This is a genomic window from Bordetella genomosp. 5, from assembly GCF_002261315.1.
GTDB lineage: Bacteria > Pseudomonadota > Gammaproteobacteria > Burkholderiales > Burkholderiaceae_B > Bordetella.
In genome coordinates this window covers 109,296-135,884 of record NZ_NEVP01000009.1, presented here as the reverse complement: position 1 = coordinate 135,884, position 26,589 = coordinate 109,296, and the positions used below count along the sequence as shown (strand labels likewise).

Annotated in this window: 22 protein-coding genes; 15 read left to right on the top strand and 7 right to left on the bottom strand. The window is 67.8% G+C overall.

The window, feature by feature from the left end; genetic code table 11:
- Positions 1 to 35 precede the first annotated feature (35 nt).
- The 4 genes from CAL25_RS15090 (at position 36) to CAL25_RS15075 (ending at position 7,037) form a co-directional block, all read left to right on the top strand.
- Entirely contained in the window at positions 36 to 1,433 is a 1,398-nt protein-coding gene (locus CAL25_RS15090; RefSeq protein ID WP_094801449.1) for a hypothetical protein, read from the top strand.
- A gap of 61 nt (positions 1,434 to 1,494) precedes the next feature.
- Positions 1,495 to 5,259: a type VI secretion system membrane subunit TssM gene (gene tssM / locus CAL25_RS15085; protein ID WP_249279109.1), complete on the top strand. Its 3,765-nt coding sequence runs from the start codon at positions 1,495 to 1,497 to the stop codon at positions 5,257 to 5,259.
- Complete coding sequence (gene tagF, locus CAL25_RS15080) at positions 5,256 to 6,239, top strand: type VI secretion system-associated protein TagF (RefSeq protein WP_094801447.1); 984 nt, start codon at positions 5,256 to 5,258, stop codon at positions 6,237 to 6,239. The genes tssM and tagF overlap by 4 nt, the downstream gene beginning before the upstream one ends.
- Before the next feature lie 3 nt (positions 6,240 to 6,242).
- The gene (locus CAL25_RS15075; RefSeq protein ID WP_094801445.1) at positions 6,243 to 7,037 is read left to right on the top strand and encodes an OmpA family protein; all 795 of its coding nucleotides are present in this window, start codon (positions 6,243 to 6,245) and stop codon (positions 7,035 to 7,037) included.
- 33 nt (positions 7,038 to 7,070) lie between these two features.
- Here CAL25_RS15075 and tssA read toward each other — a convergent pair whose 3' ends face one another.
- Complete coding sequence (tssA, locus tag CAL25_RS15070; protein ID WP_094801443.1) at positions 7,071 to 8,204, bottom strand: type VI secretion system protein TssA; 1,134 nt, start codon at positions 8,202 to 8,204, stop codon at positions 7,071 to 7,073.
- A gap of 159 nt (positions 8,205 to 8,363) precedes the next feature.
- On the opposite strand from tssA, the gene CAL25_RS15065 reads away from it, so the two are divergent.
- From CAL25_RS15065 to CAL25_RS15055, 3 genes are all read left to right on the top strand, one after another.
- Positions 8,364 to 8,618, top strand: a complete 255-nt coding sequence (locus CAL25_RS15065; RefSeq protein WP_094801441.1) for a hypothetical protein — start codon at positions 8,364 to 8,366, stop codon at positions 8,616 to 8,618.
- Positions 8,619 to 8,637: 19 nt separating this feature from the next.
- Positions 8,638 to 8,910: a PAAR domain-containing protein gene (locus tag CAL25_RS15060; protein ID WP_094801439.1), complete on the top strand. Its 273-nt coding sequence runs from the start codon at positions 8,638 to 8,640 to the stop codon at positions 8,908 to 8,910.
- A 220-nt stretch (positions 8,911 to 9,130) separates the two neighbouring features.
- A complete protein-coding gene (locus CAL25_RS15055; protein WP_094801437.1) occupies positions 9,131 to 9,553 on the top strand; it encodes a hypothetical protein in 423 nt (140 codons plus the stop codon).
- Positions 9,554 to 9,592: 39 nt separating this feature from the next.
- Here CAL25_RS15055 and CAL25_RS15050 read toward each other — a convergent pair whose 3' ends face one another.
- A complete protein-coding gene (locus tag CAL25_RS15050) occupies positions 9,593 to 11,236 on the bottom strand; it encodes a 2-isopropylmalate synthase (RefSeq protein ID WP_094801435.1) in 1,644 nt (547 codons plus the stop codon).
- Between the two features lie 229 nt (positions 11,237 to 11,465).
- Here CAL25_RS15050 and CAL25_RS15045 point away from each other — a divergent pair, with 229 nt between their 5' ends.
- On the top strand, positions 11,466 to 12,257 hold the full coding sequence (locus CAL25_RS15045; protein WP_094801433.1) for an AraC family transcriptional regulator: 792 nt from the start codon (positions 11,466 to 11,468) through the stop codon (positions 12,255 to 12,257).
- Between the two features lie 55 nt (positions 12,258 to 12,312).
- A complete protein-coding gene (locus tag CAL25_RS15040; protein ID WP_094801431.1) occupies positions 12,313 to 12,849 on the top strand; it encodes a YcxB family protein in 537 nt (178 codons plus the stop codon).
- 69 nt (positions 12,850 to 12,918) lie between these two features.
- Here the strand turns inward: CAL25_RS15040 and CAL25_RS15035 are convergent, their stop codons facing one another.
- Entirely contained in the window at positions 12,919 to 14,523 is a 1,605-nt protein-coding gene (locus CAL25_RS15035; RefSeq protein ID WP_094801429.1) for an MFS transporter, read from the bottom strand.
- Positions 14,524 to 14,949: 426 nt separating this feature from the next.
- On the opposite strand from CAL25_RS15035, the gene CAL25_RS15030 reads away from it, so the two are divergent.
- A complete protein-coding gene (locus CAL25_RS15030) occupies positions 14,950 to 16,725 on the top strand; it encodes a hypothetical protein (protein WP_141217939.1) in 1,776 nt (591 codons plus the stop codon).
- Positions 16,726 to 16,749: 24 nt separating this feature from the next.
- Here CAL25_RS15030 and CAL25_RS15025 read toward each other — a convergent pair whose 3' ends face one another.
- Positions 16,750 to 17,277, bottom strand: coding sequence for an XRE family transcriptional regulator (locus CAL25_RS15025; RefSeq protein ID WP_094801425.1), 528 nt, complete (start codon positions 17,275 to 17,277; stop codon positions 16,750 to 16,752).
- A gap of 92 nt (positions 17,278 to 17,369) precedes the next feature.
- Between CAL25_RS15025 and CAL25_RS15020 the strand changes: the two genes are divergently transcribed.
- From CAL25_RS15020 to prpF, 5 genes are all read left to right on the top strand, one after another.
- Positions 17,370 to 18,353 carry a Bug family tripartite tricarboxylate transporter substrate binding protein gene (locus tag CAL25_RS15020; protein ID WP_094801423.1) on the top strand — a complete coding sequence of 328 codons (984 nt, stop codon included), beginning with the start codon at positions 17,370 to 17,372 and terminating at the stop codon, positions 18,351 to 18,353.
- 12 nt (positions 18,354 to 18,365) lie between these two features.
- Positions 18,366 to 19,016 (top strand): glutathione S-transferase family protein, encoded by a 651-nt coding sequence (locus CAL25_RS15015; RefSeq protein ID WP_094801421.1) that lies wholly within the window; start codon positions 18,366 to 18,368, stop codon positions 19,014 to 19,016.
- Between the two features lie 9 nt (positions 19,017 to 19,025).
- Positions 19,026 to 19,832 carry an aldolase gene (locus CAL25_RS15010; RefSeq protein WP_094801419.1) on the top strand — a complete coding sequence of 269 codons (807 nt, stop codon included), beginning with the start codon at positions 19,026 to 19,028 and terminating at the stop codon, positions 19,830 to 19,832.
- A 345-nt stretch (positions 19,833 to 20,177) separates the two neighbouring features.
- Entirely contained in the window at positions 20,178 to 22,772 is a 2,595-nt protein-coding gene (acnD, locus tag CAL25_RS15005) for a Fe/S-dependent 2-methylisocitrate dehydratase AcnD (RefSeq protein WP_094801417.1), read from the top strand.
- Positions 22,773 to 22,824: 52 nt separating this feature from the next.
- Positions 22,825 to 24,024: a 2-methylaconitate cis-trans isomerase PrpF gene (gene prpF / locus CAL25_RS15000; protein WP_094801415.1), complete on the top strand. Its 1,200-nt coding sequence runs from the start codon at positions 22,825 to 22,827 to the stop codon at positions 24,022 to 24,024.
- On the opposite strand, the gene CAL25_RS14995 is transcribed toward prpF, so the two are convergent.
- The 3 genes from CAL25_RS14995 to CAL25_RS14985 form a co-directional block, all read right to left on the bottom strand.
- The gene (locus tag CAL25_RS14995) at positions 24,021 to 24,653 is read right to left on the bottom strand and encodes an FMN-binding negative transcriptional regulator (RefSeq protein WP_094801413.1); all 633 of its coding nucleotides are present in this window, start codon (positions 24,651 to 24,653) and stop codon (positions 24,021 to 24,023) included. The two genes, prpF and CAL25_RS14995, sit on opposite strands and share 4 nt — an antisense overlap.
- 149 nt (positions 24,654 to 24,802) lie before the next feature.
- Positions 24,803 to 25,765: a hypothetical protein gene (locus CAL25_RS14990; RefSeq protein WP_141217938.1), complete on the bottom strand. Its 963-nt coding sequence runs from the start codon at positions 25,763 to 25,765 to the stop codon at positions 24,803 to 24,805.
- 122 nt (positions 25,766 to 25,887) lie between these two features.
- A complete protein-coding gene (locus CAL25_RS14985) occupies positions 25,888 to 26,580 on the bottom strand; it encodes a hypothetical protein (protein WP_094801409.1) in 693 nt (230 codons plus the stop codon).
- Positions 26,581 to 26,589: the final 9 nt, after the last annotated feature.

Below are 26,589 nucleotides of genomic sequence, written 5' to 3'. Positions count from 1 at the left end.
CAAGGCGATACGAACAAGATGACACCTCGAGACCCATGGCGCGATTTCTGAAGAAAGGACTACTCGTTCTGGCCGTGTTCGGCATCGTGTGGCTCGCCATCATCATCTGGTGGCAGGAGTCGCGCACGCTGCCGACCGGCGTGGACATCGCGCTGTACCTCTTCGCCCTGCCCCTCGCGCTGTTGGGCACGCTCTGGCTGGGCACGAAGCTCGTGCGCGCGGCGCGTGCGCCCAAGCCCGAAGCCGAGCCCGGCGATACGGCGCCGGCCGAGGCCGTGGCAGCGCCCCAGGGCCCCGCCAGTCTAGACATCGTGGCCGTGGCGGCCCAGGCCTGGGCCGGCAGCGACAGCGCCTCGTTGCTGGCCGCGGCCATCGAGCAGAAACGGCCCGAGCTGGACCCCGGCCTGAAATCCGGCAGCGGCTACCCCGTGTTCGCGGCCCGCGCGCCGCACCTCGACGATGACGAGCTCGGCGCCATCGCGCGTGAACGCGGCCTGGACGAAAGCGTGCGCGCGCCGGGCCTCTTGCGCGCACTGCGGCTGCTGGTGGACACCGCGCGTCCGCTCGTCGGCGAGGCGCATCGTCACGTCACCGCGCTCGACATCCCGGCGCGCGATGCCGACTGGCCCACCCTGGCCCTCATGCTGCTGCTGCCCGACGATTGGAGCGAGGCCGCGCGCGAACACGCGCGCGGCGAAATTCTCGGCGCTGCCGGCGTGTGGCCCGACGAGCGGGTGAGCGTGACCGTGCACCCCGTGCATGATGCGACGGCCGCCGACAGCCTGTTGCGCGAGATCGCGGCCCTGCGTGCGCCCACGGCCCCTCGGCCGGGCGCGGATCAGCCGGGCGCCAACGCGGTGTGGCGCATCGTCCTCGCGGCCGACGGCTACGTCGACGCCACACGCGTGGCGCAATGGGACGCAGAGTCGCGATTGCTCACGCCCACCAATCCGCAAGGCCGCGTGCCGGGCGAAGCCGCGGCGGGCCTGCTCATCGGACCCGACTCCGCGCAGGCGCAGGTGCGCGTCGCGTTCTCTCCGTTCGTGCGCCGCGCCAAGCCCGCCGATGCCCGCGGCGCGTTGGCCGAGCCCGCGCTGGCCGACAGCATCGCGACCCTGCTCGAGGCCGAGACGCTCGAGACCACCGCCGTCGGTGGCATCCTCAGCGACGCCGACCATCGCGGCAGCCGCCCGCTCGAGCCCGTGGACCTCGCGGCACGGATGTTTCCGCACCTCGATCCCGCCACCGACTGTACGGCGCTCGGCGTGGCCTGTGGCCACACCGGTGCGGCCAGCACCTTATTGACGCTCGCCCTGGCCAGCGAAGCATGCGTGCAGTTCGCGCATCCGATCCTGGCCTTGTCACTGCAAGACCCCGCATTGCGCTGCGCGGCGCTGGTCACTCAGCCAGCCGCCGCCAGCGTCACCGCCTGAACCACAATAACAGCGACACACCATGCGTAGCCCTTCCGGTTTCCTCTCCAGCCTGTCCAGCATGCTCAGCGACCTCCGTCACTGGGGATCGCGAATCCTGGCCAATCCGCGCACCTTCATGGTGATCGGCCTGATCGCGCTCATCGTGTTCCTGTTCCTCTTCGCGGACACGCTGCAGATCGCCTTCGTCTGGGCTGGCCTGCTGCTGGGTGTGCTGCTGTTTCTGTGGCTGTGCGTCTACCTCTGGCGCCGCCGGCGCACGCGTCGCGCCAACCAGAAGCTGGGCGACATGCTCGAGCAGCAGGTGCAGACCGGCGCGGCCGCGAGCGCCTCGGCGCATCGCACCGAGGTCGAGGCACTGCGTACCCGCCTGACGCAGGCCGTACGCACGATCAAGACATCCAAGATCGGTCAGATGTCGGGCAACGAGGCGCTCTACGAGCTGCCCTGGTACATCGTCATCGGCAACCCCGCCGCCGGCAAGAGCAGCGCGGTCATCAACTCGGGGCTGCAGTTTCCGTTCGCCGACAAGAACGGGGCGGCGGTGCGCGGCGTGGGCGGCACGCGCAACTGCGACTGGTTCTTCACGACCGAGGGCATTCTGCTGGACACCGCGGGCCGCTATTCGGTGCACGAGGAAGACCGCAACGAATGGATGGGCTTTCTCGACCTGCTGAAGCGCCATCGGCCCAAGGCGCCGATCAACGGCATCATCGTGGCAGCCAGCATCAGCGAGCTCACCGATTCGGGCCCCGAGTTCGCCATCAATCTGGCCAAGAATCTGCGCCAGCGCGTGCAGGAGCTCACCGACCGCCTCGAAGTGTTCGCGCCGGTGTACGTGATTTTCACCAAGGCCGACCTCATCGCCGGCTTCGCGGAATTCTTCGCCGACTCCGATGCGCACGAGCGCAACCGGGTGTGGGGCGCGTCCCTGCCCTATGGCGTCGAAGAAGGCCGCGATGTGCTGTCGTTGTTCGACGAGCGCTTCGACGAGCTCTATGAGGGCCTGAAGGAGATGGGCACCGCGCAGATCTCGCTGCGCCGCCAGGGGCCCCTGCCTCCGGGGCTGCTCACCTTCCCGCTGGAGTTCGCCGCGATCAAGCCCGCGCTGCGCACCTTCCTGTCGACGCTGTTCGAGACCAATCCGTTCCAGTACAAGCCGGTCTTCCGGGGCTTTTACTTCACCAGCGCGCTGCAGGAAGGCGCGTCGCGCAGCGCCTCGACCGAGAAGCTGGCCGAGCGTTTCAGCCTCAAGCCGGCCTCGCGCGAAACGGCGCGCAATGTGGCCTCGCACAACGGCTTCTTCCTGCGCGACCTGTTCTCGAACGTGATCTTCGCCGACAAGAAGCTTGTGCGGCAGCACGCCAGCCCGGCGAAGATCCGCATGCGCTACGCCACCTTCTTCGGCCTCGTGCTGGCGCTGGGCCTGCTGCTGGGCGGCTGGAGCTGGTCGTATCTGGGCAACCGCCAGCTCGCCAACAACGTGCAGGCCGACCTCGACAAGGTCGTGCGGCTGCAAAGCGAGCGCACCGATCTGCAGAGCCGCCTCGAGGCGATGGAAATCCTGCAGGACCGCATCGAACAGCTCGACCGTTATTCGTCGAGCCGGCCGCTGTCGCTGGGCATGGGCCTGTATCAGGGCGATGTGCTCAAGCAGCGCCTGCTGGCCGAGTATTACAACGGCCTGAGCCAGTTCATGCTGACGCCCGTCAAGGCCAGCCTGGAAGACTATCTCGGCAAGGTCGACGTGAGCGCGTCCGGCGCGACCGGCACGGCGGCCCCCGCCGCCCCCACGCCGCCCTCCCGCGCGCAAGGCGACATGCTGTTCCAGGATGCCTCGCCCACCAGCGTGGACGATGCCTACAACGCGCTCAAGACCTATCTGATGATGGCGAACCGCCAGCACGTGGAGCCCACGCACCTGTCGGATCAGATCACGCGCTTCTGGCGCGGCTGGCTCGAGACCAACCGCGGCGCCATGCCGCGCGACCAGCTGATCCGCAGCGCCGAGCGCCTGATCTCTTTCTATGTGGCGCGCTCGGCCGATGCCGACTGGCCGGAGATCGAGACCAATCTCGCGACCGTGGAACGCACGCGCGGCAGCCTGCGGGCCGTGATGCAGGGCATGCCGGCGCGCGAGCGCGCCTACGCCACGCTCAAGGCGCGCGCCGCCACGCGCTACCCGGCCATGACCGTCGCCCGCATCGTGGGCGAGAACGACGCCGCCGTGGTGGCGGGCAGCTACGCCGTGCCCGGCACCTTCACGCGCGAGGCCTGGGAGCAGTACATCGAGCCCGCCATCGGCGAGGCCGCGCGCCGCGAAGTCCAGACCACCGACTGGGTGCTGGGCGTGAACGTGCGCGACGACCTCACGCTGGAAGGCAGCCCCGAGCAGATCCAGAAGAGCCTCGCCACGATGTACAAAACGGAGTACGCCGAAGAGTGGCAGAAGCTGCTGCGCGGCGTCACGATCAAGCCGTTCAACAACTTCGATCAGGCGGTGCAGGGCATGAACCGCCTGGGCGATCCGCAGAACTCGCCGCTCGCCAAGCTCATCAACACCACGTACGAGCAGACCTCCTGGGATAACCCGTCGCTGATCAACACCGGCATCTCGCAGGCGCAGACGGGCGTGGTGGCCTGGTTCAAGCGCAACATCCTGCGCCAGGAACCGCCCAAACCCACCGAAGCCGCGGCAGGCGCGAGCCAGGTGCCGATGGGCCCGGTCGGCCGCGAGTTCTCCGACGTGGCGCGCCTGGTCGTCACGCGCGAAAACCAATCGCTGCTGGGCAACTACATGAACGCGCTGTCGAAGATCCGCACGCGCTTCAATCAGATCAACAATCAGGGCGACCCCGGCCCCGGCGCGCTGGCGCTGATGCGTCAGACACTCGAAGGCAAGGAGTCGGAGCTCGCCGACGCACTGAAACTGGTCGACGAACAGATGCTGGCCGGCCTCACGCCGGCGCAACGCGAGACGCTGCGGCCGCTGCTGATCCGGCCGCTCATCCAGGCCTACGCCGTCACCATGCAGCCGGCCCAGCTCGAGCTCAACAAGGTCTGGAACGCCCAGGTCTACCAGCCCTTCAGCCAGACCCTGGCCGACAAGTATCCGTTCTCCACGCGAGCCGGCGTCGAGGCCAGCGGCGAGGAGATCGGCCAGGTCTTCGGTCCGCAGGGCAGCATTGCGCGCTACGTGAACGAGACCCTCGGACCGCTCACCGTGCGCCGGGGCGACATCCTCACCGCACGCACGTGGGGCGACATGGGGATCGATCTGCAGCCCTCGTTCACCGCCAACTTCGCACAGTGGGTGGCACCGCTCTCCGGTGGCGCCTCGGGCGCGGGCGGCGCGGCCCAGCCGCAGACGCTGTTCCAGATCCAGCCGCGTCCCGCGGGTGGGGTCACGGAATACACGATCGAGATCGATGGCCAGCAGCTGCGCTACCGCAACACGCCCGCGCAGTGGGTCAACTTCGTCTGGCCCAATGCGCAAGGCGCCCCTGGCGCGCGCATCACCGCCACCACCTTCGATGGCACCGTGGTCGAGATCGTCAACGAACCGGGCCGCTTCGGCCTGGAGCGCCTGATCTCCGGCGCACAGCGCAAGCCCGCGCCGGACGGCAGCTTCGAGATGAGCTGGACCAAGTCCAACGTCACCGTGCCCGTGAAGCTGCGCATCATCAGCAACGCCCAGGCCGCGGCCGCGGGCGGCGCCGAGCCCGGCAGCCAGGGCCTGCGCAATCTGCGCCTGCCGACTTCGGTCGTGGGCGCCTCCCCCAACCCACCCGCCGTCGCCTCGACGTCCGCTGGAGCGGCGCAATGAGCACCTTGCAGTCACCCATGTTCCGTACGGCTTACTTCGGCAAGATCCCGTCGCGTGGCGACTTCGTGAAGAACACCTCGCATCCGCAGCTCATGAGCACGCTGGATGACTGGGTGGCCAACACCATGGAAGCGTTGGCGCAGGATCCACACTGGAAAGCGCTTTACGACGAGGCCCAGCCCATCCAGTTCGCGATCCTGGGATCGCGTGGCAAGCTCGGCATCGCCGGGCACCTGCAACCGAGCCGGGATCTGTCGGGGCGGCGCTTCCCGTTCATCAGCGCCACCTCGATCGAAGTCGCGCGGCCGCTCGAGTTCATCGCGCGCAGCCCGCTCGCCTTCAGCCGCATGTGGAACCGCATGGGCACGGCCGCGAGCCAGCTCATGCAGGACGGCGATCAGGCCGCCGCGCTGCAGGCGCTCAACGATCTGGGCGGCGAGATCCGCACGGCCGCCGACGATGGTTTCGACGCCTTCATCGACCTGCAGACGCTCGAGCGTGTCGAGGCCATGCTGCGCGGCAATCAGCACGCCGCCAACATGCACGACATCGTGCTGGCGCTCGGCATCCTGCTCGAACCGGTGATGTCCAGCGGCTCGTCGCAGCTCGACACCGGCCTCGCCCTGCCCCTGCCGGATGACCCGCTCTATATCAATCTGGTGGCGAGCTACTGGATGGCGCTGATCGCGCCGTTCCTCGCACGCGCCGACTTCGAGATCGCGCTCTTCATCGGCCGCATCGCCGGCACGCATCGGCTCGTCGTGGGCTTTCGCGGCGCATCGCCGCAGAGCCTCGCAAGCCTGCTTTCCACGCCGCAGACCCTGGCCCAGCACTACATCGTGCTCGAGGAAGCGCCGTGGGTACGCGAGCATGTGCGCGCCAGCTACGGGCTGGCCAAGCTGTCGAGCTATCTGGATCAACCGCGGCTGTCCCTGCGCCAGGCGCAGGACACCTTCCGCGAAGTCTTCATCGGAGCCTGAAGCATGCGTATCCGACTCCTCGCCCTGGCAGCGGCCTTCTGCTGCTCGGCCTACGCGCAAGATGGCGCGACCGTGGTGCCCGCCAACGTGATTCCGCAGCCGGGCCAGGTCGTGGCCAGCGGTGCCGTGCCCGACGAGGCCACCAAGGCCGACGTGCTGGCGCGCCTGCAGAAGATCTATGGCGTGGGCAACGTCATCGACCGCATCGACGTAGGCGGCGTGGTCGCCCCCGCCAACTGGTCGGAGCACGTGGGCAAGCTGCTCGATACGCCGCTCAAGCAGATCAACCGGGGCCAACTCGAGATCGACGGCACCCAGATCCGCTTGCGCGGCGAGGTCGACAACGAGGCCTCGCGCCAGCAGATCGCCAGCACCTTCGCCACCTCCCTCAACCCGACCTACAAGATCATCAACGGCCTGCGTGTCTCGGCAGACAAGAACGAACAGGGCGTACTCGACAACCTGCTCAGCAATCGGGTGGTGGAGTTCGAGACCGGCAGCACACGGCTGACCACGCGCGGCCGCGAGTTGCTGGATGAAGTGGCCGACGTGGTGCCCAAGCTGCGCGCCGACAAGATCCAGATCATCGGTCACACCGATAGCTCCGGCAGCCGCACCACCAACCTGGTGCTCAGCCAGGCGCGCGCCGATGCGGTGCGCGATTACCTGGTCGACAAGGGACTGCCCGCCTCGCGCTTCGAGGCCATGGGCGCGGGGCCCGACCAGCCGGTCGCGACCAACGGCACGGCCGAGGGCCGCGCCAAGAATCGTCGGATCGAGTTCCGCGCCGCGCGCTGAAGCACGACGCGACGCAGGCCGGCGGCCAACGGATCAACCGTTGTCGCCGGCCTTTTTGATGCCCAGCAGTTCTTCGAGGCCGGCCATGGTCTCGTCGTTCTTGACCACCGTACGCAGCCACAGATGCAGCGACATCTCGCCCCAGCTCGCGGCCTTGTCGGCCAGATAGGCGACCGGGCTGTGCGGCTCGGTGCGGCGGAAGAAGTCGGCCACCTCGCGCAACTGCGCAAGGGCCTGGTCACGCGTCTGGATCGGGCCGCGCAGCGTGTGCGTCACGGCGCCAGCCGGCGCACCCTGGGGCATGGGATCGATGTCGGCAGCGGGCAAGGTGGGCTCCATGCGGACAGGTTGAGCGGAGGACGCGGACGACACCGGCGGCAGGCTGGTCGCGGCCAGATCCGCGCGCACCAGCAGGCCGGCATCGCGAGCGAAGCGATGCACCAGTTCGGTCACGTTCTTGAGCGCCTCGCGGACGCGGGAAAACGCCGGGCTTTCGCTGCCCAGGCGGGCGTCCAGGGTCTGCTCCAGGCGCGCGAGCGCCTGCACGCAGCCTTCGATCTGGACTTCCAGCTCGGAATAGAACGCGGGCGGCGTGTCGCGGCGCGCGGCGTCGAAACGGTCGAGCGTGAGCTTGCCGCGGGTGATCTCGTTGGCGTTGTCAGGCGAACGCTTTACCGCGTTGGCCAGCTGCGTGGCGGCCTCCCAGAGCACGGCGCCATAGCGCGCGCCATCGGCCTGGGTCAGCGGAATCTCGCCCACGAGCTGTTGCGAGCGCGACAGCAGCCATGCCAGATTGCCCACGCGCTGCTGCACATCGCCATCTTCGGGCACCGGGTGCAGGCCCTCCCAGAAGTCGCGGCAGAGACCGTCGATCAGCAGATAACCATCGCGCAGCCCGGCGAAACCGCGGGTCTTGGCCCAGGCTTCGGCCAGCCACGACGCCACGCGGATGTCTTTGCTGCGCTCGCGCAGCACGGTGGTGCAGATCTTGATGACTTCGGGCCAATCGGCCTCTTTGAGGTCGATGACCCAATCGCCCTGATCCAGCTGCGGATCATCGTGGCGGCGCGCTTCGCGGATGGCGTCGAATTCGGCCGAGAAAACCAGGTCGATCCCGCAGGGATCGTCACCGGGCACGGGCTGCAACAGGGCGTCGATATCGGTCATGAGGATGCGTAGAAAGCGGCGTCCCGCCCCCATGGCGGCGCACGAATCGCTGGGATGATCTCATACCCGCTTTCAAGGTACGTTCAAATATGACACCTCCTATTACAAAGCGCATCACGCGTGGCCGCTATCATGTCGCCACCTGAACAGGACTCGCTCATGACGACGAAAACGATCCGCATGTTGCCCAATGGTCATTTCATGGTGGGCGCCGCGCGCCGTGCGCCCGATGGCACCTACGTAAGCGGCACGGGCCCCATCACGCGCGCCCCCGACGGCACCTACGTGGCCGGCACGCCGCAACGCGCGCCCGATGGCTCGTACAAGGGCTCGGGCGGCCCGATCCGCATGGCGCCGGACGGCACGTTCGTGGTGGGCGAGCCCGCCATGGCGCCCGACGGCACCTACCTGTAATACCCCCAACGCCCACGCCATGAGCCAACGCGCCGTCATCCGCAAAGGCGATCGCACGTCGCACGGCGGCGTGGTCGTCACGGGCGACGAAACCGTGATCATCTTCGGCCAGCCCATGGCCCGGGTCGGTGATCGCGTCACCTGCCCGCAGTGCGGTGGCACCCACACCATCGTCGAGGGCCTGCCCGGCGTGAGCTCCGATCGCGAGGCCGCGCTCGAGGGCATGCGCACCTCTTGCGGGGCCACCCTCATCGCGAGTCAGGCCTTCTACAAGCTCGGCCTGGGCGAATAGACCCGGCGCGCGCGGCAGTCCGCTGCGTGCGTACACCGTGCATTGCAATCCGCAGGCCGGCGCATCGATCCGTGCGCTGCGCTTACCCGCGGCCCTTGCATTCCCGCAACCCACCTCACACATTCGGACGAGACCTCGGCTCAGGCGACCATTGCCGAGGCTGCGGCGGCCATATCGACACTACACTGAGCGCCCATTTGAGAATGCAACGGAGGCGATCATGCAACTGGACGCGGCCCTGCACGACATCGTCGAAGCCTACTGCGTGCAAGGCGACGAACACTTCGAGCGCGAAGAATACGAACCCGCGCTCGAAGCCTATGAAACCGCCTGGGATCTTCTGCCCGAGCCCAAAGTCCGCTGGGACATCGCCACCTGGATCATGGTCGCGATCGGCGACACCTGCCACATGCTGGACGATTTCGAAGGCAGTGCGCAGGCCTATCGCGATGCGCAGTCGTGCCCCGGCGGCAAGGACAACCCGCTTCTGCATCTGCGGCTGGGTCAGGTGGCCTACGACCAGGACGCGTTCGACGTCGCCGGCGATGAGCTGCTGCTCGCCTATCGCGGCGCCGGCGAGAAAGTCTTCAAAGACGAAGATCCGATCTATCTCGAGTTCCTGAAACGCATGCGCGGCATCTGACGACGCCGCCGCACGACGCGCCGGCCGCGCGGCCCGGCATCAGGTCAGCACGCGATTGTGCGCGCAGAGCAGCGCCAGGATCTCGGCCGTGGCCAGGTCCTCGTGCATGCCCACCCCGAACACGGGCCCCGAGCGTCCCGGCAGCGCCGCCTCGACCACGGCACGCGGCCGAGCCTGATCCCCCTGCCCCAGGCTGTGCTGCACGTAGTCCACCCGCATGCCCAGCGCGTCGGCGGCCGCGGCCAGCGGACCGCTGCCTCGCCCGCTACGCTCGCCGATCACGCCGGCATCCGACAGGCGCCAACGGATGCGCTGACCGCCCGGCACATCGTAGAGCTCATGCGAAAGATGGCGCAGACGGCCGGCCAGCAGCGGCGCCTCGTAGGTCTGCTGGAACAGCCGCCACACCTCGTCGGCATCGAGGTCGGCCTCGCTCGCGCTGCCCAGCCGCTGCACGACCGCGCCGAACTCGATGCGCATGCGGCGCGGCATGACGATGCCGTGGTCACGTTCCAGCACATGGGCGATGCCGCCCTTGCCCGACGCGGCATTGACCCGGGCCATGCCGCCATACGACCGGCCCACATCGCGCGGATCGATCGCCAGGTACGGCACGCGCCAGGGCCCCTCGGGATCCTGCGCGGCCAGGCCTTTGGCGATGGCCTCCTGATGCGTGCCCGAGAACGCCGTGAACACCAGATCGCCCGCATAGGGATGACGTGCCGGCACGCGCAGGCCGGTGTTCTCCTCGGCCACCCGCGCCACGGCATTGAGATCCGAGAAATCGAGGCCCGGCCAGATCCCCTGCGTGTAGAGGTTGAGCGCCAGCGTGACGAGGTCGAGATTGCCGCTGCGCTCGCCATTGCCGAACAGGCAGCCTTCGACACGCTGAGCGCCCGCCAGCAGGGCCTGCTCCGCGCAGGCCACGGCGGTGCCACGGTCGTTGTGCGGATGGACCGACAACACCAGATCGGCGCGCCGCGGCAGGTGGCGATGCATCCACTCCACCTGATCGGCGAAGACGTTCGGCATGGCGACTTCGACCGTGGCGGGCAGATTGACGATCATCGGCCGCCCCGGGCCCGCGTCCCACGCCTCGATGGCCGCCGCGCACACGGCCAGCGACACCTCGAGCTCGGCCTGGCAGAAGGTCTCGGGCGAATATTGCAACGTCCATTCCGTGTCGGGCTGGGCGTCCGTGAGCTCGCGCAGGAGTTCCACCCCCTCCCGCACCGCGGTCACGATCTGTTCCACGCTCTGCTCCAGCACCAGCTCGCGCCAGGCGGGTGCCACCGGATTGAACAGATGCACGATGACGCGGCGCGCGCCCCGGGCCGACGCCACGGTCTGCCGGATCGCGGCCGGCTGCAGCGGTGTCAGCAAGGCCGGCGTCACGCCACGCGGAATGAGATCGCGATCGATCAGATGACGCACCAGCTCATGATCCGTCTGCGAGACGGCCGGCGTGCCCAGCTCGATCTCGCGAAAGCCGATACGCACCAACTCGCGGAACAGGCGCAGCTTGCGCGGGCGGTCCATCGGTTCGAAGAGCGCCTGATTGCCATCGCTCAGGTCGGCGGACAGCCAGCACGGTGCATCGGAGAGGGTCTGGGAAGGCCATTGCCTGTCGCTCAGCGCGACGGGAGCGAGGGGACGATATTTGGTGTGAGGCTGGACGACCATCGGAGCGCGGGTGAATCACCGGCACCGGCGGCTGGCAACGGACGTAGCGTTGGCGGGCCGGTGTCGGCAGGCGGGCATGGCCGCTGGTGACGCCGCGGACGGGCCGAAGCGAGAAAGCGGCGCAGGCACGCATATGACAAGGGTATGGCGTGTTATGAAGCGATCTTATGAAGCCGGCGCGCCGCCGTTTCTATAGAATGGGTCGACTTTTGTAGAGAAAGAGACAATCGTGCACGGCCAGGACGCCAAGCCCTACGACACCGCGACATCGATCCTGACCGGTGCGGCGGCCAATTTCACCGAAGGGCACGAGACGCCGTTCCACTGCCATGCCCGCTGCCAGCTTCTCTATGCCGTCGAGGGTCTCATGCGCGTGGACACGCCGGGAGGCCGCTGGCTCGTGCCGCCGGCGCGCGCGGTATGGATATCGCCGTGGGTCGAACACCGCATGAGCGTGCGCGGCCCCGCGCGCATCCGCAGTCTCTTCGTCGACAGCCAGCGCGTGCTGGGGCTCCCCGCGACCGACGGCATGATTCCGGTGTCGCCGCTGCTGCGCGCGGTGATCGACGAACTCGCGTCGCTCGGCCTGCAGGCCATCGAGACGCGCCGCGGCCGCCTGATGGCGCACCTGCTGCGCGAGGAGCTCAGTGCCCCCATGGATCCGGCGTTCCATCTTCCGTGGCCGACCGACAAGCGCATCCGTCAGGTCTGCGAGGCGCTCTCGGTCGAGGGCGAGCGCCGCGACTGGGACGCCGCGCATTGGGCCGACGCCCTTGCCATGAGCGTCAAGACCTTCCAGCGGCACTTCCAGAAACAGACGAGCACGAGCTTCGGCCAGTGGCGGCTGCGCGCGCGATTGCTGTCGTCGCTGCAGGGGCTGATGGCCGGCGACAGCATTCTGCAGGTGGCGCTGGCGTGCGGCTACGCGAGCCAGAGCGCCTTCACGCTGGCCTTTCGGCGTCATTTCGGCATGGCGCCCAGCGCCTTCCAGGCGCAGAGCCACGCCGGCGTCCAGGCTTGAGCGCGGGCGCCTGCGCGGTGACAATGGCCGCTGTCCTTTTCCGAAAGCGAGCCCCATGACACCGCAGGCCACCTACACCCTGACGCCGGGCGACTACGCCGCCATGACCGTCGCGCTCACGCGCCGCTCCTGGACGCGGCGTATCCTGACGCTGGCGGTCTGGGTCGTCATCTTCTGGTTCGCACTCGCCTGCCTGACCTCGCTGTGGAATCCCGCCCTGCTGGCACGGGTCCTGGTGGCCAGCGGCGGCGCGACCTGGGTCGGTGGCGCGCTGCTGTTCGCCTCGCTGCTCATGCTGTTCGGCCACTGGCTCTCGTGGGGCATCTCGTTCCTCTATTACCGCCAGCTCGCCTCGGCGGGCGCCACGATCACCATCGTGCTCACCGACGACGGCGTCGATGCCACCTCCAACGTCGCCGACACCCGCCTGCCCTGGGCCAGCGTGAAGCGCGTCATCGGCGATGCCCGCCACACGTTTCTCGCCATCTCGAAGCGCGAGGCCCTGATCCTGCCGCGCCGCGCCTTCGCGTCCGACGCCGACTTTGATGCCGCGCGCCGGTATGCCGAGGCGCGTCGGAAAGCGGCCGCCTGACACGCTCAAACGACAACGGGGAGGAGGCCTCGGCCCCTCCCCGTCGTCGTTGCACCCGATGCCCGGCGCTTACTGCTGGGGTGCGATGAAGTGCGACACCCGCGGCGGCTCGTCGCCGATGTGGAACGCGCGCACCTCTTCCTGCTGGTCCTGGTCGGCATGCGTGACACGCTCATGCTGGCGCAGGTGTTCGAGCCACGAGCTCACCAGGAAGTACTCGAGATAGCGGCCAGGCTGGGCCGTGTCTTCGAAAATGCCCCAGGCGTAGGCACCATCGCGGTGGCGTTCGGCGCGCACATGATGCATGGCACGGACAAACTCGGAACCACGGGCGGGGTCGATCAGGTATTCCACGGTGATCATGACCGGACCACGATCATGCGTGACTTCCTTCTCGATCAGCGGCTCGGGCCAGTGCATGGACGGTGCCAGATCCAGGTCGGCGCCCATCTGCAGCTTGGCCTTGCGGGTCAGCAGCATGGCGATCACGGCACCCGCGGCGGCGGCCAGCAGCGCGGCGGGCACGCCCAGTTGCACGGCGGCCTGCCCCCAGATCATGCTGCCCGCGGTCATCGAACCGAAGAACACCGTCACGAAGATCGACAGGCCGCGAGCACGAACCCAGTCGGGCAAAGCCACTTGCGCGGAGACGTTGAGCGAGGTCAGCACCATGATCCACGACGCACCGGCCAGGAAGCTGAACACACCGGCTACGACGGGATGCGGCACCACCGCGAAGACCACCAGCGTGAGCACCGTGCCCAGCGTGCCGGCCATGACGCTGCGATCGGGACCGAGCTTCTTGCGCAGCGGCGGCAGCACCATCGCACCGATCACGGCGCCCGCGCCGACGCAGCCCAGGATGATGCCGTAGAGCATCGCGCCGCCTTGCAGCACCTGACGCACGATCACCGGCAGCAGCGCCCAATAGGCACTGGCGAACAGAAAGAACGCAACGGCACGCAGCAGGGTGGCCTTGAGCGGCGCGCTGTGCAGGGCGAACCGCACACCGGCACGCATGGCGGAGAACAGCTGCTCACGCGGCAGACGCTTGTCGGCGGCAACCGGCGGCTTCCACCAGAAGAGCGCGGCAACCACGACGATGAAGCTCAGCGCGTTGACGAAGAACGGAATCGCCACGCCCAGGCTCGTGATGATGATGCCGGCCAGGGCCGGGCCGATGGCGCGGCTCACGTTGATGCCCACACTGTTGGTGGCGATCGCCTGCTGCAGCGAAGCGCGCGGCACGAGGCTCGGCACGATCGCCTGCCAGGCCGGCGCCGACAGCGCCGTGCCCACCCCCATCAGCAGCGTGAAACCCAGCAGCACCCACGGCGTCGTCAGCCCTGCCCACACGATCAGGCCGAGTGCGAGCGCCACGATGCCCATCGCGATCTGCACGATCAGCAGCAGGCGGCGCCGATCCATCGTATCGGCCAGCGCCCCCGCCAGCAGCGACAGCAGAAACACCGGCAACGCGCCGGCCGTCTGCACCAGCGCCACGAAGAACGGCGACGGCGACAGCGAGGTCATCAGCCAGCCGGCGCCCACGTCGTGCGTCCACGTGCCGATATTGGACAGCACGGTGGCGATCCAGATGACGGTGAACGCGGAGTAAGCGAAGGGCGAGGAAGGCGGCGGTTCGGCGGCGAGGCGGTCGGCGGCGGCGTTCATGGGAGGCTCCAGATCAGGGATGGCAGGGGTGAGGCGTGCAGCAGTGAGCTGCCATGACCGGAACTATATTCCCGCGAACAATCCGGCGATAGACTGCTCTTTTCGCCTTCATCGTTCTTTTTATAGGACGATGAAGGCGCATCAGGACGCTTAGCGGGCGCCTGCACGCCGTCGCGCTTGCGACTGCGCGCCGCGGTCCCTGCAAGATCGGATTGGTTGCGCTCACAACCAGGCGCCGCAAGAACAACGCCTATTACACGCAATTTCGCGCGCCCCCATGTCGATCCCCGCCGGTTTGCAACGGCTGGTTTCGACCGGGCGCGGGCCCGATGGCTGCGTAGTACATTCGGGGACACTTCGCAGGCCGGGGCGCGAGATGCGCCCCGGCGCCGCCACGGACGCTCACCGCTTGGAACGATGTACTCGATGAGACAGAAGGCACTCCCCCGCTCGCTCGCTCCCCTGTTGCTCGGCCTCGTGCTGGTCACCGGCCCCGTTCTCGCGCAGCCGCAGGCGCGGGATCCCGCGGTGGCGAACATCGATCCGCTGGCGCCGGTGATGACCGAAGCGCGCGAACAGGCGATCGCGGCGGTCAAGGACGAGGCAACGCGCAACGCGCTGGCCGACATGCTCGGCATCCTGCGCCACATGCAGCGCGTCGAGCTGCCCTACCGGCAGGCGCCGGGCCAGACGGTCTATGCGCCGTCGCGCCTCGCCGTGCTGTCCGACTACCCCGACGCACAGACGATGATCGATGTGTACGCCGCCGGTATCGTGGGCGGTGTCGAGCCCGACGGCAGCATCAGCGTCATTCCGCCCTTCACGCTGCCCTATCTGCACACCTTCGACTGGCGCACGATCTCGTACTCGGGCGGCCCCGACATTCCTGCCGAAAGCGAGGAAGGACCGGCCGTCACCCTGCAACGCAAGAACCCGAAGGCGCGCGGCGTGGTCGTGCCCGCCACCGATCCGGAGGGCGCCGTCCCCACCGTCATGACGGGCCGGCTGAATGTCGAGATGCCCAAGAGCGTGGCGGAAATCGCGTTCTCGCGCAACGAGATCGGCGAGGTCAAGGCGGCGGGCGATTATCTTTTCAAGTTGACGGCCATCGAGGGTCATCGCGTCGAGCTCGAGACCTGGCATCGCGATGGCGGCGTTCCGGATTTCGCCAGCGACGGCGTGATCGTCGAGGCGCGCGATACCAGCGGCAAGTTTCTCGGTCTGCACGCGCGGCTGTGGGAAGTGCCCGATCAGTTCCAGCGCGGCCTGATCAAGCTCGACGAACTCACGGCCCAGGCGCGCGCCGGCAAGTTCCGCGCCAAAGACACGACCGATCTGCTGCAGAAGGCCGGCTGGCGCGACGCGCCCGCCACTATGCGCGGCCGCCTGGGTTTCAAGGGCACGGTCGATTCCGTGCGCGTGACGATGATGGTGCGCGAAGGCGAGCACTTCACGCCCGTGACGCGCGACCTCGCCACGCCGGTGCTGCCCATCAACCGCGGCGTGAATGCCGAAGGCATGACACCGCTCAAGCTGGCCGGCGCGGCCTACGATCACGAGCTCGCCACCGAATTGCGCGATGGTCCGCTCGAGATCGAGCGCAAGGAGATGGCCAAGCGGATCAAGGTCGACGTCGTGCAGCTCGACGGCTATCCCGTCGTGCGCTTCTCTTACCCCGATGTATTGAGCAACCGCTTCTTCCAGACGCCGGTGCGTTTCGGTCTCGAAGACGCCGAGTCCGTGTCGGTGACCTTCTACGATGCCGCGGGCAAGCCGCTGGCGGGCGAGGAAGGCCGCGCGTGGGGCCGGGTGGACGAAGGCATCGGCTACGATCCCGGCGGATTCAGCGGCGTGCCGGTACGCGCCGCCGGGCAGATTGCGCCGCGCCGCGTCGCCGATCTGCCGCGCCGCACCCTGACCCCGGGCAAGTTGCCCGATGGCATCGAGATCGACCGCAACATGGTCACGGTCGACACCTCACGTCATCCGTACGACACCGCGGGCATGCTGTGGCTGGCCAAGGACGCCACCGGCCGCTATCTGGTCCTGACCGGCCGCATGGCGCTGAACGATCCCGAATCGGGCAACACCTCGATCGTGCATTACTTCCAGGGCGACGTCGCAACGCTGGAAACCATCGAGCGCGGCAAGGTCGAGCGCGTTCCGTTCAAGTTCGACGTCAGGCTTCCGACCCCGGGCTGACAGACGGGCGCGCGGCCCGCCGCCCTACTCCTCGCTTGCGATCACGAGCAGCACCTCGGCCGGTTGCGCACCGACCGAGGTGATCTTGTGCGGAATGCTCGAATTGAAATGCGCGCTGTCGCCCGCGCCGAGCTGCTCCGTGCGCCGCGCCAATTGCAGCGTGACCTTGCCCTTGAGCACGTACAGGATCTCTTCCCCCTTGTGATGACTCATGGGGTGATTGCGCACCGGCTCGTCCGTGGGCGACAAGACGAAGGCCACCAGCTTGTGTCCGCGCTGCGTGCCCGACACCAGCCGCGGCCCGGGCTCGGCGCGCTTGCGCCCCGTGGGTGCGCGATAGATCGCCACCGGGTCGTCCTCGCCCGACTCTGAAAACAGCTCCTCCACCGTGACGCCCAGCGCCTTCGCGATCTTCAGCGCCGCGCCGATCGACGGCGTGGACACGCCGCGCTCCAGCTTGGACAGGTAGCTGCGCGTCAGCTCCGCCGCCTGCGCGAGCTCCTCCAGGGTCTTGCCGGCCTGCACCCGCAGCAATTTCAGCTTGACGGACATTTCTTTCCTTTAGGACACTTGTGTCCTAGAATATGTATTGTGTCATTCAAACAACAAAGTTCCTATTCGACACAATCCCTGGAGACAATGTCATGGCGTTCGGAAACCGTTGCACACCCCTCATTTTCGCAGCCCTGTTTAGCACCACCGCGCTCGTCCCGCAAATCGCCGCGGCCGACACCTATCCGGCCCAGCCGGTGCGCCTGATCATTCCGTTCGGCGCGGGCGGCATCACCGATGTGGCAGGACGGCTCGTGGGCCAGTATTTGAGCGAGGAGCTCAAGCAGCAGGTCGTGGTGGAAAACCGCCCCGGCGCGGGTGGCGCGATCGCCGCCCAGACGCTAGTGAGCGCCAAGCCCGACGGCTACACGATCCTGCTGGGCACGGTCGGCACGCAGGTGGTCAACAAGATGCTGTACTCCAAGCTCAATTACGATCCCGCCGCCATGACACCTGTGTCGTTGGTGAGCAATTCGCCTTACGTGCTGGCGGTGAGCGAAGGCGTGACCGCCAAGGACCTGCCGGGCCTGGTCACGCAGGCCAAGGCCAATCCGGGCAAGCTCAACTTCGGCTCCGCCGGTAATGGCAGCTCGCCGCACCTGGGTATCGAGCTGTTCAAGCTCGCTACCGGCACCGACATCATGCACGTGCCGTTCAAGAGCGGCGCCGAGGCCGTCAATGCCGCCATCGGCAAGCAGGTCGACATCGTGATCGACGCCATTCCCGTGATCCAGCCGCAGGCCAAAGCCGGACGCCTGACCGTGCTCGGCATTGCCGCCGACAAGCGCAACGCCGCCGAACCGGAGGTGCGCACGAGTGTCGAGCAGGGGATTCCGGCATTCCAGATCGGCTCGTGGAATGCGCTGCTGGCGCCGGGCGGCACTCCCGCCGACCGCGTCGAGATTCTGAACCAGGCCCTGACGCGCGTGCTGCAACGCCCCGAAGTCGTGTCCCGGCTGGCCGGCATGGGCATCGAGCCGATGGCCACCGGTCCGGCGGCGTATCGCGAACACGTGGCGCGCGAAACCGAAAAATGGTCCAAGGTGATCGCGGCCGCGGGCACCCGCCTCGACTGAACGGAGACGACGATGATTCTTTACGACACCCTGCGATCCGGCAATGCCTGGAAAGCCCGTCTGATGGCCGCCTTCGCGGGCATCCCGCTCGAGCGCCGCACCCTGTCGATTGACCGCGGTGACCTGGCCCGGCCGGCGTTCCTGGACGTGGCGCCCCTTGCGCATGTTCCGGTGCTGCAGTTGCCCGACGGCTCGCACTTGCCGGAATCGCAGGGCATTCTGTTTTACCTGGCCCAGGACACGCCCTGGTGGCCGGCCACCCCGCTGGAGCAGGCGCGCGTGCTCAGCTGGATGGGCTTCGAGCAGGACCGCCACATGAAGCCCCTGGCGCAATTGCGGCTGCACCTCGCCCTGCACCAGGATGCCGATCCGCAGAGCGCGTTGTTCCGCGGCTATGCCGACGCCGCGCGCGCCGCACTGGCCGCACTGGACGCGCAGCTCGCGCGTCAGGGCGAACAGGCATGGGTGGCCACCGCGGCGCATCCTTCCATCGCGGACGTGGCACTCTATCCGTATACGCGCATGGCGCCCATGGGCGGCATCGCGCTCGAGCCCTACCCGGCCATCGGCCGCTGGCTCCGCCGTCTCGAGGCCCTGCCCGGCTATCAGCCGCTGTTTCCGGGTCAGCCCGACCGCAATCTATCCACCGCAGAACACGCCTGAGATCCCATCATGAACGCATCCGATACCTTCAATCTGGACAAAGCCACGCTGGTGTCCCAATCCACCAGCAAGATGGACGCGCACTTCGATGACAGCGCCTATACCCTGCGCCAGAAGCTGGCGCTCACCTGCCGCATTCTGTTCGATAACGGGCACGACTCGGGGCTGGCCGGCCAGATCACGAGCCGCACCGGCGTCGACGGGCAGTTCCTGACGCAACGGCTGGGCCTGGGCTTCGACGAAATCTCCGAAGCGAACCTGCTGGTGGTCGACGAACACCTCAACGTGCTCGAGGGCGACGGCATGCCGAACCCGGCCAACCGCTTCCATTCGTGGGTGTACCGGGCGCGGCCCGATGTCAATTGCATCATCCACACGCATGCGGTCCACACCGCGGCGCTGGGCATGCTCGAAACCCCGCTGATCGTCTCGCACATGGACAACTGCGTGCTGTACGACGACGTGGCGTTCGTGGGCCACTGGCCCGGCGTGCCCGTGGGCAACGAAGAAGGCGAACTGATCGCCGGCGCACTGGGCCAGAAGCGCGCGCTGATGCTGTCGCATCACGGCCTGCTCATTGCCGGCAGCTCGGTCGAAGAGGCCTGCGTGCTGGCCATCGCCTTCGAGCGCGCGGCCCGCATGCAGCTGCTCGCGATGGCCGCGGGCGAGGTCAAGCCGATCGACCCGGTGCTCGGCAAGGAAGCCCATGACTGGATCCTGCGCCCCAAGCGCAACGCGATCGCCTTCGACTACTACGCGCGCCGCACGCTCAAGAATCCGCACCACGCCGATTGCCTGGGCGCAACGGGCGGCTAGTCGCGGACGGCCAGTCGCGGACGGCTAGTCGCGGACGGCTGGTCGCGGACAGCTGGTCGCGGACGGCCAGTCGCGGACGGCCAGTCGCGGATGGCCAGTCGCAGGCGGCGAGCTGCGGACGGCTCGTTGCACGGGAGGGGCGGCCCGGCCGGCTCCACCCCGGCGCCGTCCGGTCCTGCTGCGGTGCAAGCTGCTTTCCGGCGCCGGGCCTACTACACTGGTCGATTGCGTCTGGACGATACCCGTCCGGATAAGCGACACTGATCATGTTCGCCGACGGCCTCCCCCGCCTATCCCGCGCGGGAGGTCTTCTTGCGCTCCGTCGCCAAGGATAGGAAGCCCGCCATGAACACGCATTACCGCAAACGCCTGCCCGGCACCTCGCTCGACTACTTCGATGCCCGCCAGGCCGTCGAAGACATCCAGGCCGGCGCCTGGGCCACGCTGCCCTACACCTCGCGCGTCCTCGCCGAAAACCTGGTGCGCCGCTGCGATCCGGCCACGCTCACCGATTCGCTCAAGCAGCTGATCGAGCGCCGCCGCGACATGGACTTCCCGTGGTTTCCGGCGCGCGTGGTGTGCCACGACATCCTCGGCCAGACGGCGCTGGTGGATCTGGCGGGTCTGCGCGACGCCATCGCGGATGCCGGCGGCGACCCCGCCAAGATCAATCCGGTCGTGCCCACTCAGCTGATCGTCGACCACTCGCTGGCGGTCGAATACCCGGGCTTCGACAAAGACGCCTTCGAGAAGAACCGCGCCGTCGAAGACCGCCGCAACGAAGACCGCTTCCATTTCATCAACTGGACCAAGCAGGCCTTCCGCAACGTCGACGTGATTCCGCCCGGCAACGGCATCATGCATCAGATCAATCTCGAGAAGATGTCGCCGGTGGTGCAGGTGCGCGACGGCGTGGCCTTTCCCGACACCTGCGTGGGCACCGACAGCCACACGCCGCACGTCGACGCGCTGGGCGTGATCGCCATCGGCGTGGGTGGCCTCGAAGCCGAAAACGTCATGCTGGGCCGCGCCTCCTGGATGCGCCTGCCCGACATCGTCGGCGTCGAGCTCACGGGCCGCCCCCAGCCCGGCATCACCTGTACCGACATCGTGCTCGCGCTCACCGAGTTCCTGCGCCGCGAAAAGGTCGTGGGCGCCTACATCGAGTTCCTCGGCGAAGGCGCGAGCGCGCTCACCATCGGCGACCGCGCCACGATCTCCAACATGACGCCGGAGTTCGGCGCCACCGCCGCGATGTTCTACATCGACGGCCAGACCATCGATTACCTCACCCTCACCGGCCGCGACGACGAACAGGTCAAGCTGGTCGAAACCTACGCCAGGCAGGCCGGCCTCTGGGCCGACGACCTCAAGCACGCCGAATACGAGCGCATGCTGGGCTTCGACCTGTCCAGCGTCGTGCGTAACATGGCCGGCCCGTCCAACCCGCACAAGCGCCTGCCCACCTCCGATCTCGCCGCGCGCGGCATCGCCGGGGCCTGGGAAGAAAAGCCGGGCGAGATGCCCGACGGCGCGGTCATCATCGCCGCCATCACCAGCTGCACCAACACCAGCAACCCGCGCAACGTGATCGCGGCCGCCCTGCTCGCGCGCAACGCCAATCGTGCCGGCCTCACCCGCAAACCCTGGGTCAAGAGCTCTCTGGCGCCCGGCTCCAAGGCCGTCCAGCTTTACCTCGAAGAATCCGGCCTGCTGCCCGAGCTCGAGCAGCTCGGCTTCGGCATCGTGGCCTTCGCCTGCACCACCTGCAACGGCATGAGCGGCGCGCTCGACCCCGTGATCCAGCAGGAGATCATCGACCGCGACCTGTACGCCACCGCCGTGCTGTCGGGCAATCGCAACTTCGACGGCCGCATCCATCCCTATGCCAAGCAGGCCTTCCTGGCCTCGCCGCCTCTGGTGATCGCCTATGCCATCGCCGGCACGGTGCGCTTCGACATCGAGCGCGACGTGCTGGGCACCGACGCCAGCGGCAAGCCCGTCACGCTCAAGGACATCTGGCCCAGCGACGCCGAGATCGACGCCGTGGTCGCGGCCAGCGTCAAGCCGGAGCAGTTCCGCAAGGTGTACGAGCCGATGTTCACGTTCACCAAAGAAGACACGGGCAAGACCGATCCGCTGTACGACTGGCGGCCGCAAAGCACCTACATCCGTCGCCCGCCCTACTGGGAAGGCGCGCTGGCCGGCGAGCGCACGCTGCGCGGCATGCGGCCGCTCGCCGTGCTCGGCGACAACATCACGACCGACCATCTTTCGCCGTCCAACGCCATCATGGCCGACAGCGCCGCGGGCGAATACCTGGCGAAGATGGGTCTGCCCGAAGAAGACTTCAACTCCTACGCCACGCACCGCGGCGACCACCTCACCGCACAGCGCGCCACCTTCGCCAATCCCAAGCTCATCAACGAGATGGCGGTGGTCGGCGGCCAGGTCAAGCAGGGATCGCTCGCGCGCATCGAGCCCGAGGGCAAGGTGGTGCGCATGTGGGAAGCCATCGAAACCTACATGGATCGCAGCCAGCCGCTCATCATCGTGGCAGGCGCCGATTACGGCCAGGGCTCGTCGCGCGACTGGGCCGCCAAGGGCGTGCGTCTGGCCGGCGTCGAGGCCATCGTGGCCGAGGGCTTCGAGCGCATCCACCGCACCAACCTGATCGGGATGGGCGTGCTGCCGCTGGAGTTTCTGGCAGGCACCGACCGCAAGACCCTCGCGATCGATGGCACCGAGACGTTCGACGTCGTGGGCGAGCGCGTGCCGCGCGCCACGCTCACGCTGGTGATCCATCGCCGCAACGGTGAGCGCATCGATGTGCCGGTCACCTGTCGCCTCGACACCGCCGAAGAAGTCTCGATCTACGAAGCGGGCGGCGTGTTGCAGCGCTTCGCACAAGACTTCCTCGAATCCACTCAAGCAGCCTGAACCTCACCGGAGGCGGCCCGAGCGGCCGCCTCCGTCCGCTAGGACTCCCGACATGGCCTTTCTACCCCAGCTTCGTATTCCCGCCACCTACATGCGCGGCGGCACCAGCAAGGGCGTGTTCTTCCGTCTGCAAGACCTCCCGGAAGCCGCCCGCAAGCCCGGCCCCGCGCGCGATGCGCTGCTGTTGCGCGTGATCGGCAGCCCCGATCCCTACGCCAAGCAGATCGACGGCATGGGCGGCGCCACTTCCAGCACCAGCAAGACCGTCATCCTCGATCGCAGCACGCGGCCCGATCACGATGTCGACTATCTCTTCGGCCAGGTGTCGATCGATAGCGCCTTCGTCGACTGGAGCGGCAACTGCGGCAACCTCAGCGCCGCCGTGGGCGCGTTCGCGATCTCGGCCGGCCTGGTCGACCCCGCGCGCGTGCCGCGCGACGGCACGGCCGTGATCCGGATCTGGCAGGCCAACATCGGCAAGACCATCCTGGGCCACATCCCCATGGCCGACGGTCAGGTGGTCGAGAGCGGCGACTTCGAACTCGACGGCGTCACCTTCCCGGCCGCCGAAGTGCAGCTCGAGTTCCTCGATCCGGCCGACGAAGGCGAAGGCGACGCGGGCGGCGCGATGTTCCCCACCGGCAACGTCGTGGACACCTTCGAGGTGCCCGGCTTCGGCACGCTCGAGGCCACCTTCATCAATGCCGGCATCCCGACCATCTTCGTCAATGCCGAGGCCATCGGCTACACCGGCAGCGAGCTCCAGGACGCCATCAACGGCGACGCCCAGGCGCTCGCGCGCTTCGAGACGCTGCGGGCCCACGGCGCCGTGCGCATGGGCCTGATCCAGGACGTCGCCGAGGCCGCCAAGCGCCAGCACACGCCCAAGATCGCGTTCGTCGCGGCCCCCGCCGACTACGTCGCGTCCAGCGGCAAGGCGGTCAAGGCCGGCGACATCGATCTGCGGGTGCGCGCACTCTCCATGGGCAAGCTGCATCACGCCATGATGGGCACCGCCGCGGTCGCCATCGGCACCGCCGCCGCCATTCCGGGCACGCTGGTCAATCTGGCCGCCGGGGGCGGCCAACGCGAAGCCGTGCGCTTCGGCCATCCCTCGGGCACGCTGCGCGTGGGCGCCCAGGCGCAGCTCGACAACAACGGCCAATGGAAGGTCACCAAGGCCATCATGAGCCGTAGCGCGCGGGTGCTGATGGAGGGCACCGTGCGGGTGCCGGCCGAGACGCTGGGCTAGGGTTTCGCCTTCGCACAGGCCAGCATGGCCGCGCCGATCTCGGCGCCGCCCTGCGCCTGCACCGCATGGCCCGCCGACTCGAGATCGCGGCGGTCCTTGTTCTGGCTGAGCTTGTCCTTGCCGACCAGGCGCGTCACATCGATCTGGATCCCCACGATCGCCTTGAGCAGCGCGTCGATGTACTCGGGCGCGCTGTCGGTCATTTTCCAGGGCTTGGGCTGCGTGGCCTCGTGCGTGCGCGTGAGGCGGGCCACCACCCCGCGCACATAGCGCTCGTCGTCACGCACCGTGATCGTGCCGTGCGCATGCACCACGCGGTAATTCCAGGTGGGCACCTGCCGGTGCGCTTCGTGCTTGCTGGGATACCAGTTCGGCGAAATATAGGCATCGCCGGCCCGAAACACCGCGAGCACCGCGTCGCCGTCGCGCACGTCCTGCCACACGCTGTTATTGCGGGCCACGTGCGCATGCAGGATCGTCTTGCCGCCGGCCACCTCGAGCTCGAACGGCACGTGGTTGGCGTCCAGACCGGCGGCGCCGTGGGTGATCAGCGTGCCCATGGGATGGCTGCGAATCAGCTCGTGCAACGACGCCTCGTCGGCGACGGCGAAATGCTCGGGTACGTACATGAAAGACCTCTCGCTCGGAAGAACGTCATCATGCGCCCGCACCGGCCTGACGTTAAGTGCCAGGGTTGCACAAAATTCTCAGACCAGCCAGGCGGCGCGCCCGCCCGCCGCCGCCGCCGCGGGCGGGCGTGGCCCGCGCGCGGCCTACCTCATTGGCTGCGTTCCTTGAGCACCTCGACCACATCCTGACGCCCGTAGGCCGCGGCAAAGGCGATGGTGCGCAGGCGCCGCACGACGTCGGGCGTGCCGGGCGCGTCGGACTTGTCGGCGCGCTTGACCGGATCCTCGCCCGACAGGTTGTACGAGGTGTGCCAGAAGATGCGCTCCGGATCCTCGCCCAGGAACGCCTCCACCTTGGCCAGGATCTCGGCCGGAATGTCGGCATCCTCGAGCATCACGGGGCTCATGTCATTGCCGCGTTCGATCAACGCGCGCTCGAAAAAGAGATCGAGATTGCCCTGAGCGAGCGCCGCTTCCTTGGTCAGCCCGGCCGCGATCATTGCCTGGCTGTCCGCTTCGCAGCGCGCCAGCGTGCTGGCCACGAGCTCGGCAGGCGGCTTGCCGCCCGACCTGTCGCGGCTGGAGGCCAGCGGATTCATCGGGTACAGACGCCGCTCGATCGTCAACAGCGGATAGCGGCGCAGGCTGTAGCGCGGGCACAGGAGGGTCGAGGGCACCACGTCCACCGAGGCACTGTTCTGCCCCCACGCGAGTTCGTCCAGGCTATAGAACGGCTGCCGCACCGACTCCAGCAACGAACGCTTGGTCAGGAAAGTAGACACCGTCGGGTCGCCCCACGTATTGAGCCAATACACCTGGAAGCTCGGGCTCAGCGCGGTGCCCACCAACAGCAGCACGATGCTGGCAAGCCACTGCTTGACCAGGGCAGGCCGTGGTTGACCGCGCGCCACGCGCCCCGTCACGTAGTACCAGACGGGGAAGGTTGCGAAGGCGAGAATGCCGCCCAGGCAGGCCACCGACGTCAGGCCGTTGATCGCCCCTGCGATCAACGCCCCCACCCCCAGGATGGCCGGCCATTTCCAACCGGATTTGCGAGAGGCGGCGCGCCAGGCCAGGACGCCGGGTTCGGAAGACGGGGGAGTGGAAGACAACGATGGCTCCTGATATCAACGAGAATGCGCGCGCCGGATCGGGCTGCGCAGCCTGTGCACGGCCCGATCGCATGATCGCGTCAGAAATGGGAAGGGCGATGCAGCCCGCGCGCCGGCCCTGCTCAACGACACTTCTGTTGCGGCAGCCCGTAGCCGATCGTGACGGCCGTGACGGGGACATCCGCGAAAAGCTTCGCAGCGTAGGTGTCGAAACGGGTCTCGCAATTGAATTTGGTTTGCAGCACGTAATCTTCGCCGGCGGACTTGTTCATGTGTTCGCGCCAGCCGTGGGCGGCGCTCGACGCCTTGCCGCCGACCAGCAGCATCTCGAGCAGCACTTCCATGCCGCCGGACGAGCGCGGCGCCTGCCATAGCGCATAGGCGGCGGGATCCACCGCGTTGCCGCAACCCGCCAGGCAGCTGGCGGTGTAACGCATCCCCGATCCGAACGCACGCGGCGTGATCGGTTGGCCGGGCGTCGGCGCATCCTCGCCGATGAAGGAACGCAGGTCCGCGTCGCAGCCGTTCGCAGTGACGAGGCTCAGCGCCGACACCTTGCCGTTGTCGATCGTCGCGGTGATGCGGCAGTTCTTCACGACGAACACGTGGTCTTTGCCGAAGGATTCGCGCGCAATGCCCGCCACCGATTCGAAATAGCGCTGGTCCACGCCCAGCATCGAACCGTTGAACACGTCGTTGACCGTCGCACTGGCAGGCGCGCCACCCGCGGCGGGCTGAGCGGTACTGGCGTGCACGGCGCCCACATACGTGGCGCTCGCACTCAGCAGGGCCAGGGTCGCTGCGGTGAATTTCATGCGTGCAAG

Coding starts and splice junctions, on each gene's coding strand:
- CAL25_RS15025 (WP_094801425.1), bottom strand. CDS start 17,277: ATGTCCGTCAAGCTGAAATTGCTGCGGGTGCAGGCCGGCAAGACCCTG.
- CAL25_RS15030 (WP_141217939.1), top strand. CDS start 14,950: ATGAGACAGAAGGCACTCCCCCGCTCGCTCGCTCCCCTGTTGCTCGGC.
- CAL25_RS14995 (WP_094801413.1), bottom strand. CDS start 24,653: ATGTACGTACCCGAGCATTTCGCCGTCGCCGACGAGGCGTCGTTGCAC.
- CAL25_RS15035 (WP_094801429.1), bottom strand. CDS start 14,523: ATGAACGCCGCCGCCGACCGCCTCGCCGCCGAACCGCCGCCTTCCTCG.
- CAL25_RS15075 (WP_094801445.1), top strand. CDS start 6,243: ATGCGTATCCGACTCCTCGCCCTGGCAGCGGCCTTCTGCTGCTCGGCC.
- acnD (WP_094801417.1), top strand. CDS start 20,178: ATGAACACGCATTACCGCAAACGCCTGCCCGGCACCTCGCTCGACTAC.
- CAL25_RS15040 (WP_094801431.1), top strand. CDS start 12,313: ATGACACCGCAGGCCACCTACACCCTGACGCCGGGCGACTACGCCGCC.
- CAL25_RS15020 (WP_094801423.1), top strand. CDS start 17,370: ATGGCGTTCGGAAACCGTTGCACACCCCTCATTTTCGCAGCCCTGTTT.
- CAL25_RS15065 (WP_094801441.1), top strand. CDS start 8,364: ATGACGACGAAAACGATCCGCATGTTGCCCAATGGTCATTTCATGGTG.
- CAL25_RS15060 (WP_094801439.1), top strand. CDS start 8,638: ATGAGCCAACGCGCCGTCATCCGCAAAGGCGATCGCACGTCGCACGGC.
- prpF (WP_094801415.1), top strand. CDS start 22,825: ATGGCCTTTCTACCCCAGCTTCGTATTCCCGCCACCTACATGCGCGGC.
- CAL25_RS15015 (WP_094801421.1), top strand. CDS start 18,366: ATGATTCTTTACGACACCCTGCGATCCGGCAATGCCTGGAAAGCCCGT.
- CAL25_RS15010 (WP_094801419.1), top strand. CDS start 19,026: ATGAACGCATCCGATACCTTCAATCTGGACAAAGCCACGCTGGTGTCC.
- CAL25_RS15050 (WP_094801435.1), bottom strand. CDS start 11,236: ATGGTCGTCCAGCCTCACACCAAATATCGTCCCCTCGCTCCCGTCGCG.
- tssM (WP_249279109.1), top strand. CDS start 1,495: ATGCTCAGCGACCTCCGTCACTGGGGATCGCGAATCCTGGCCAATCCG.
- CAL25_RS15090 (WP_094801449.1), top strand. CDS start 36: ATGGCGCGATTTCTGAAGAAAGGACTACTCGTTCTGGCCGTGTTCGGC.
- CAL25_RS15055 (WP_094801437.1), top strand. CDS start 9,131: ATGCAACTGGACGCGGCCCTGCACGACATCGTCGAAGCCTACTGCGTG.
- tssA (WP_094801443.1), bottom strand. CDS start 8,204: ATGACCGATATCGACGCCCTGTTGCAGCCCGTGCCCGGTGACGATCCC.
- CAL25_RS14985 (WP_094801409.1), bottom strand. CDS start 26,580: ATGAAATTCACCGCAGCGACCCTGGCCCTGCTGAGTGCGAGCGCCACG.
- tagF (WP_094801447.1), top strand. CDS start 5,256: ATGAGCACCTTGCAGTCACCCATGTTCCGTACGGCTTACTTCGGCAAG.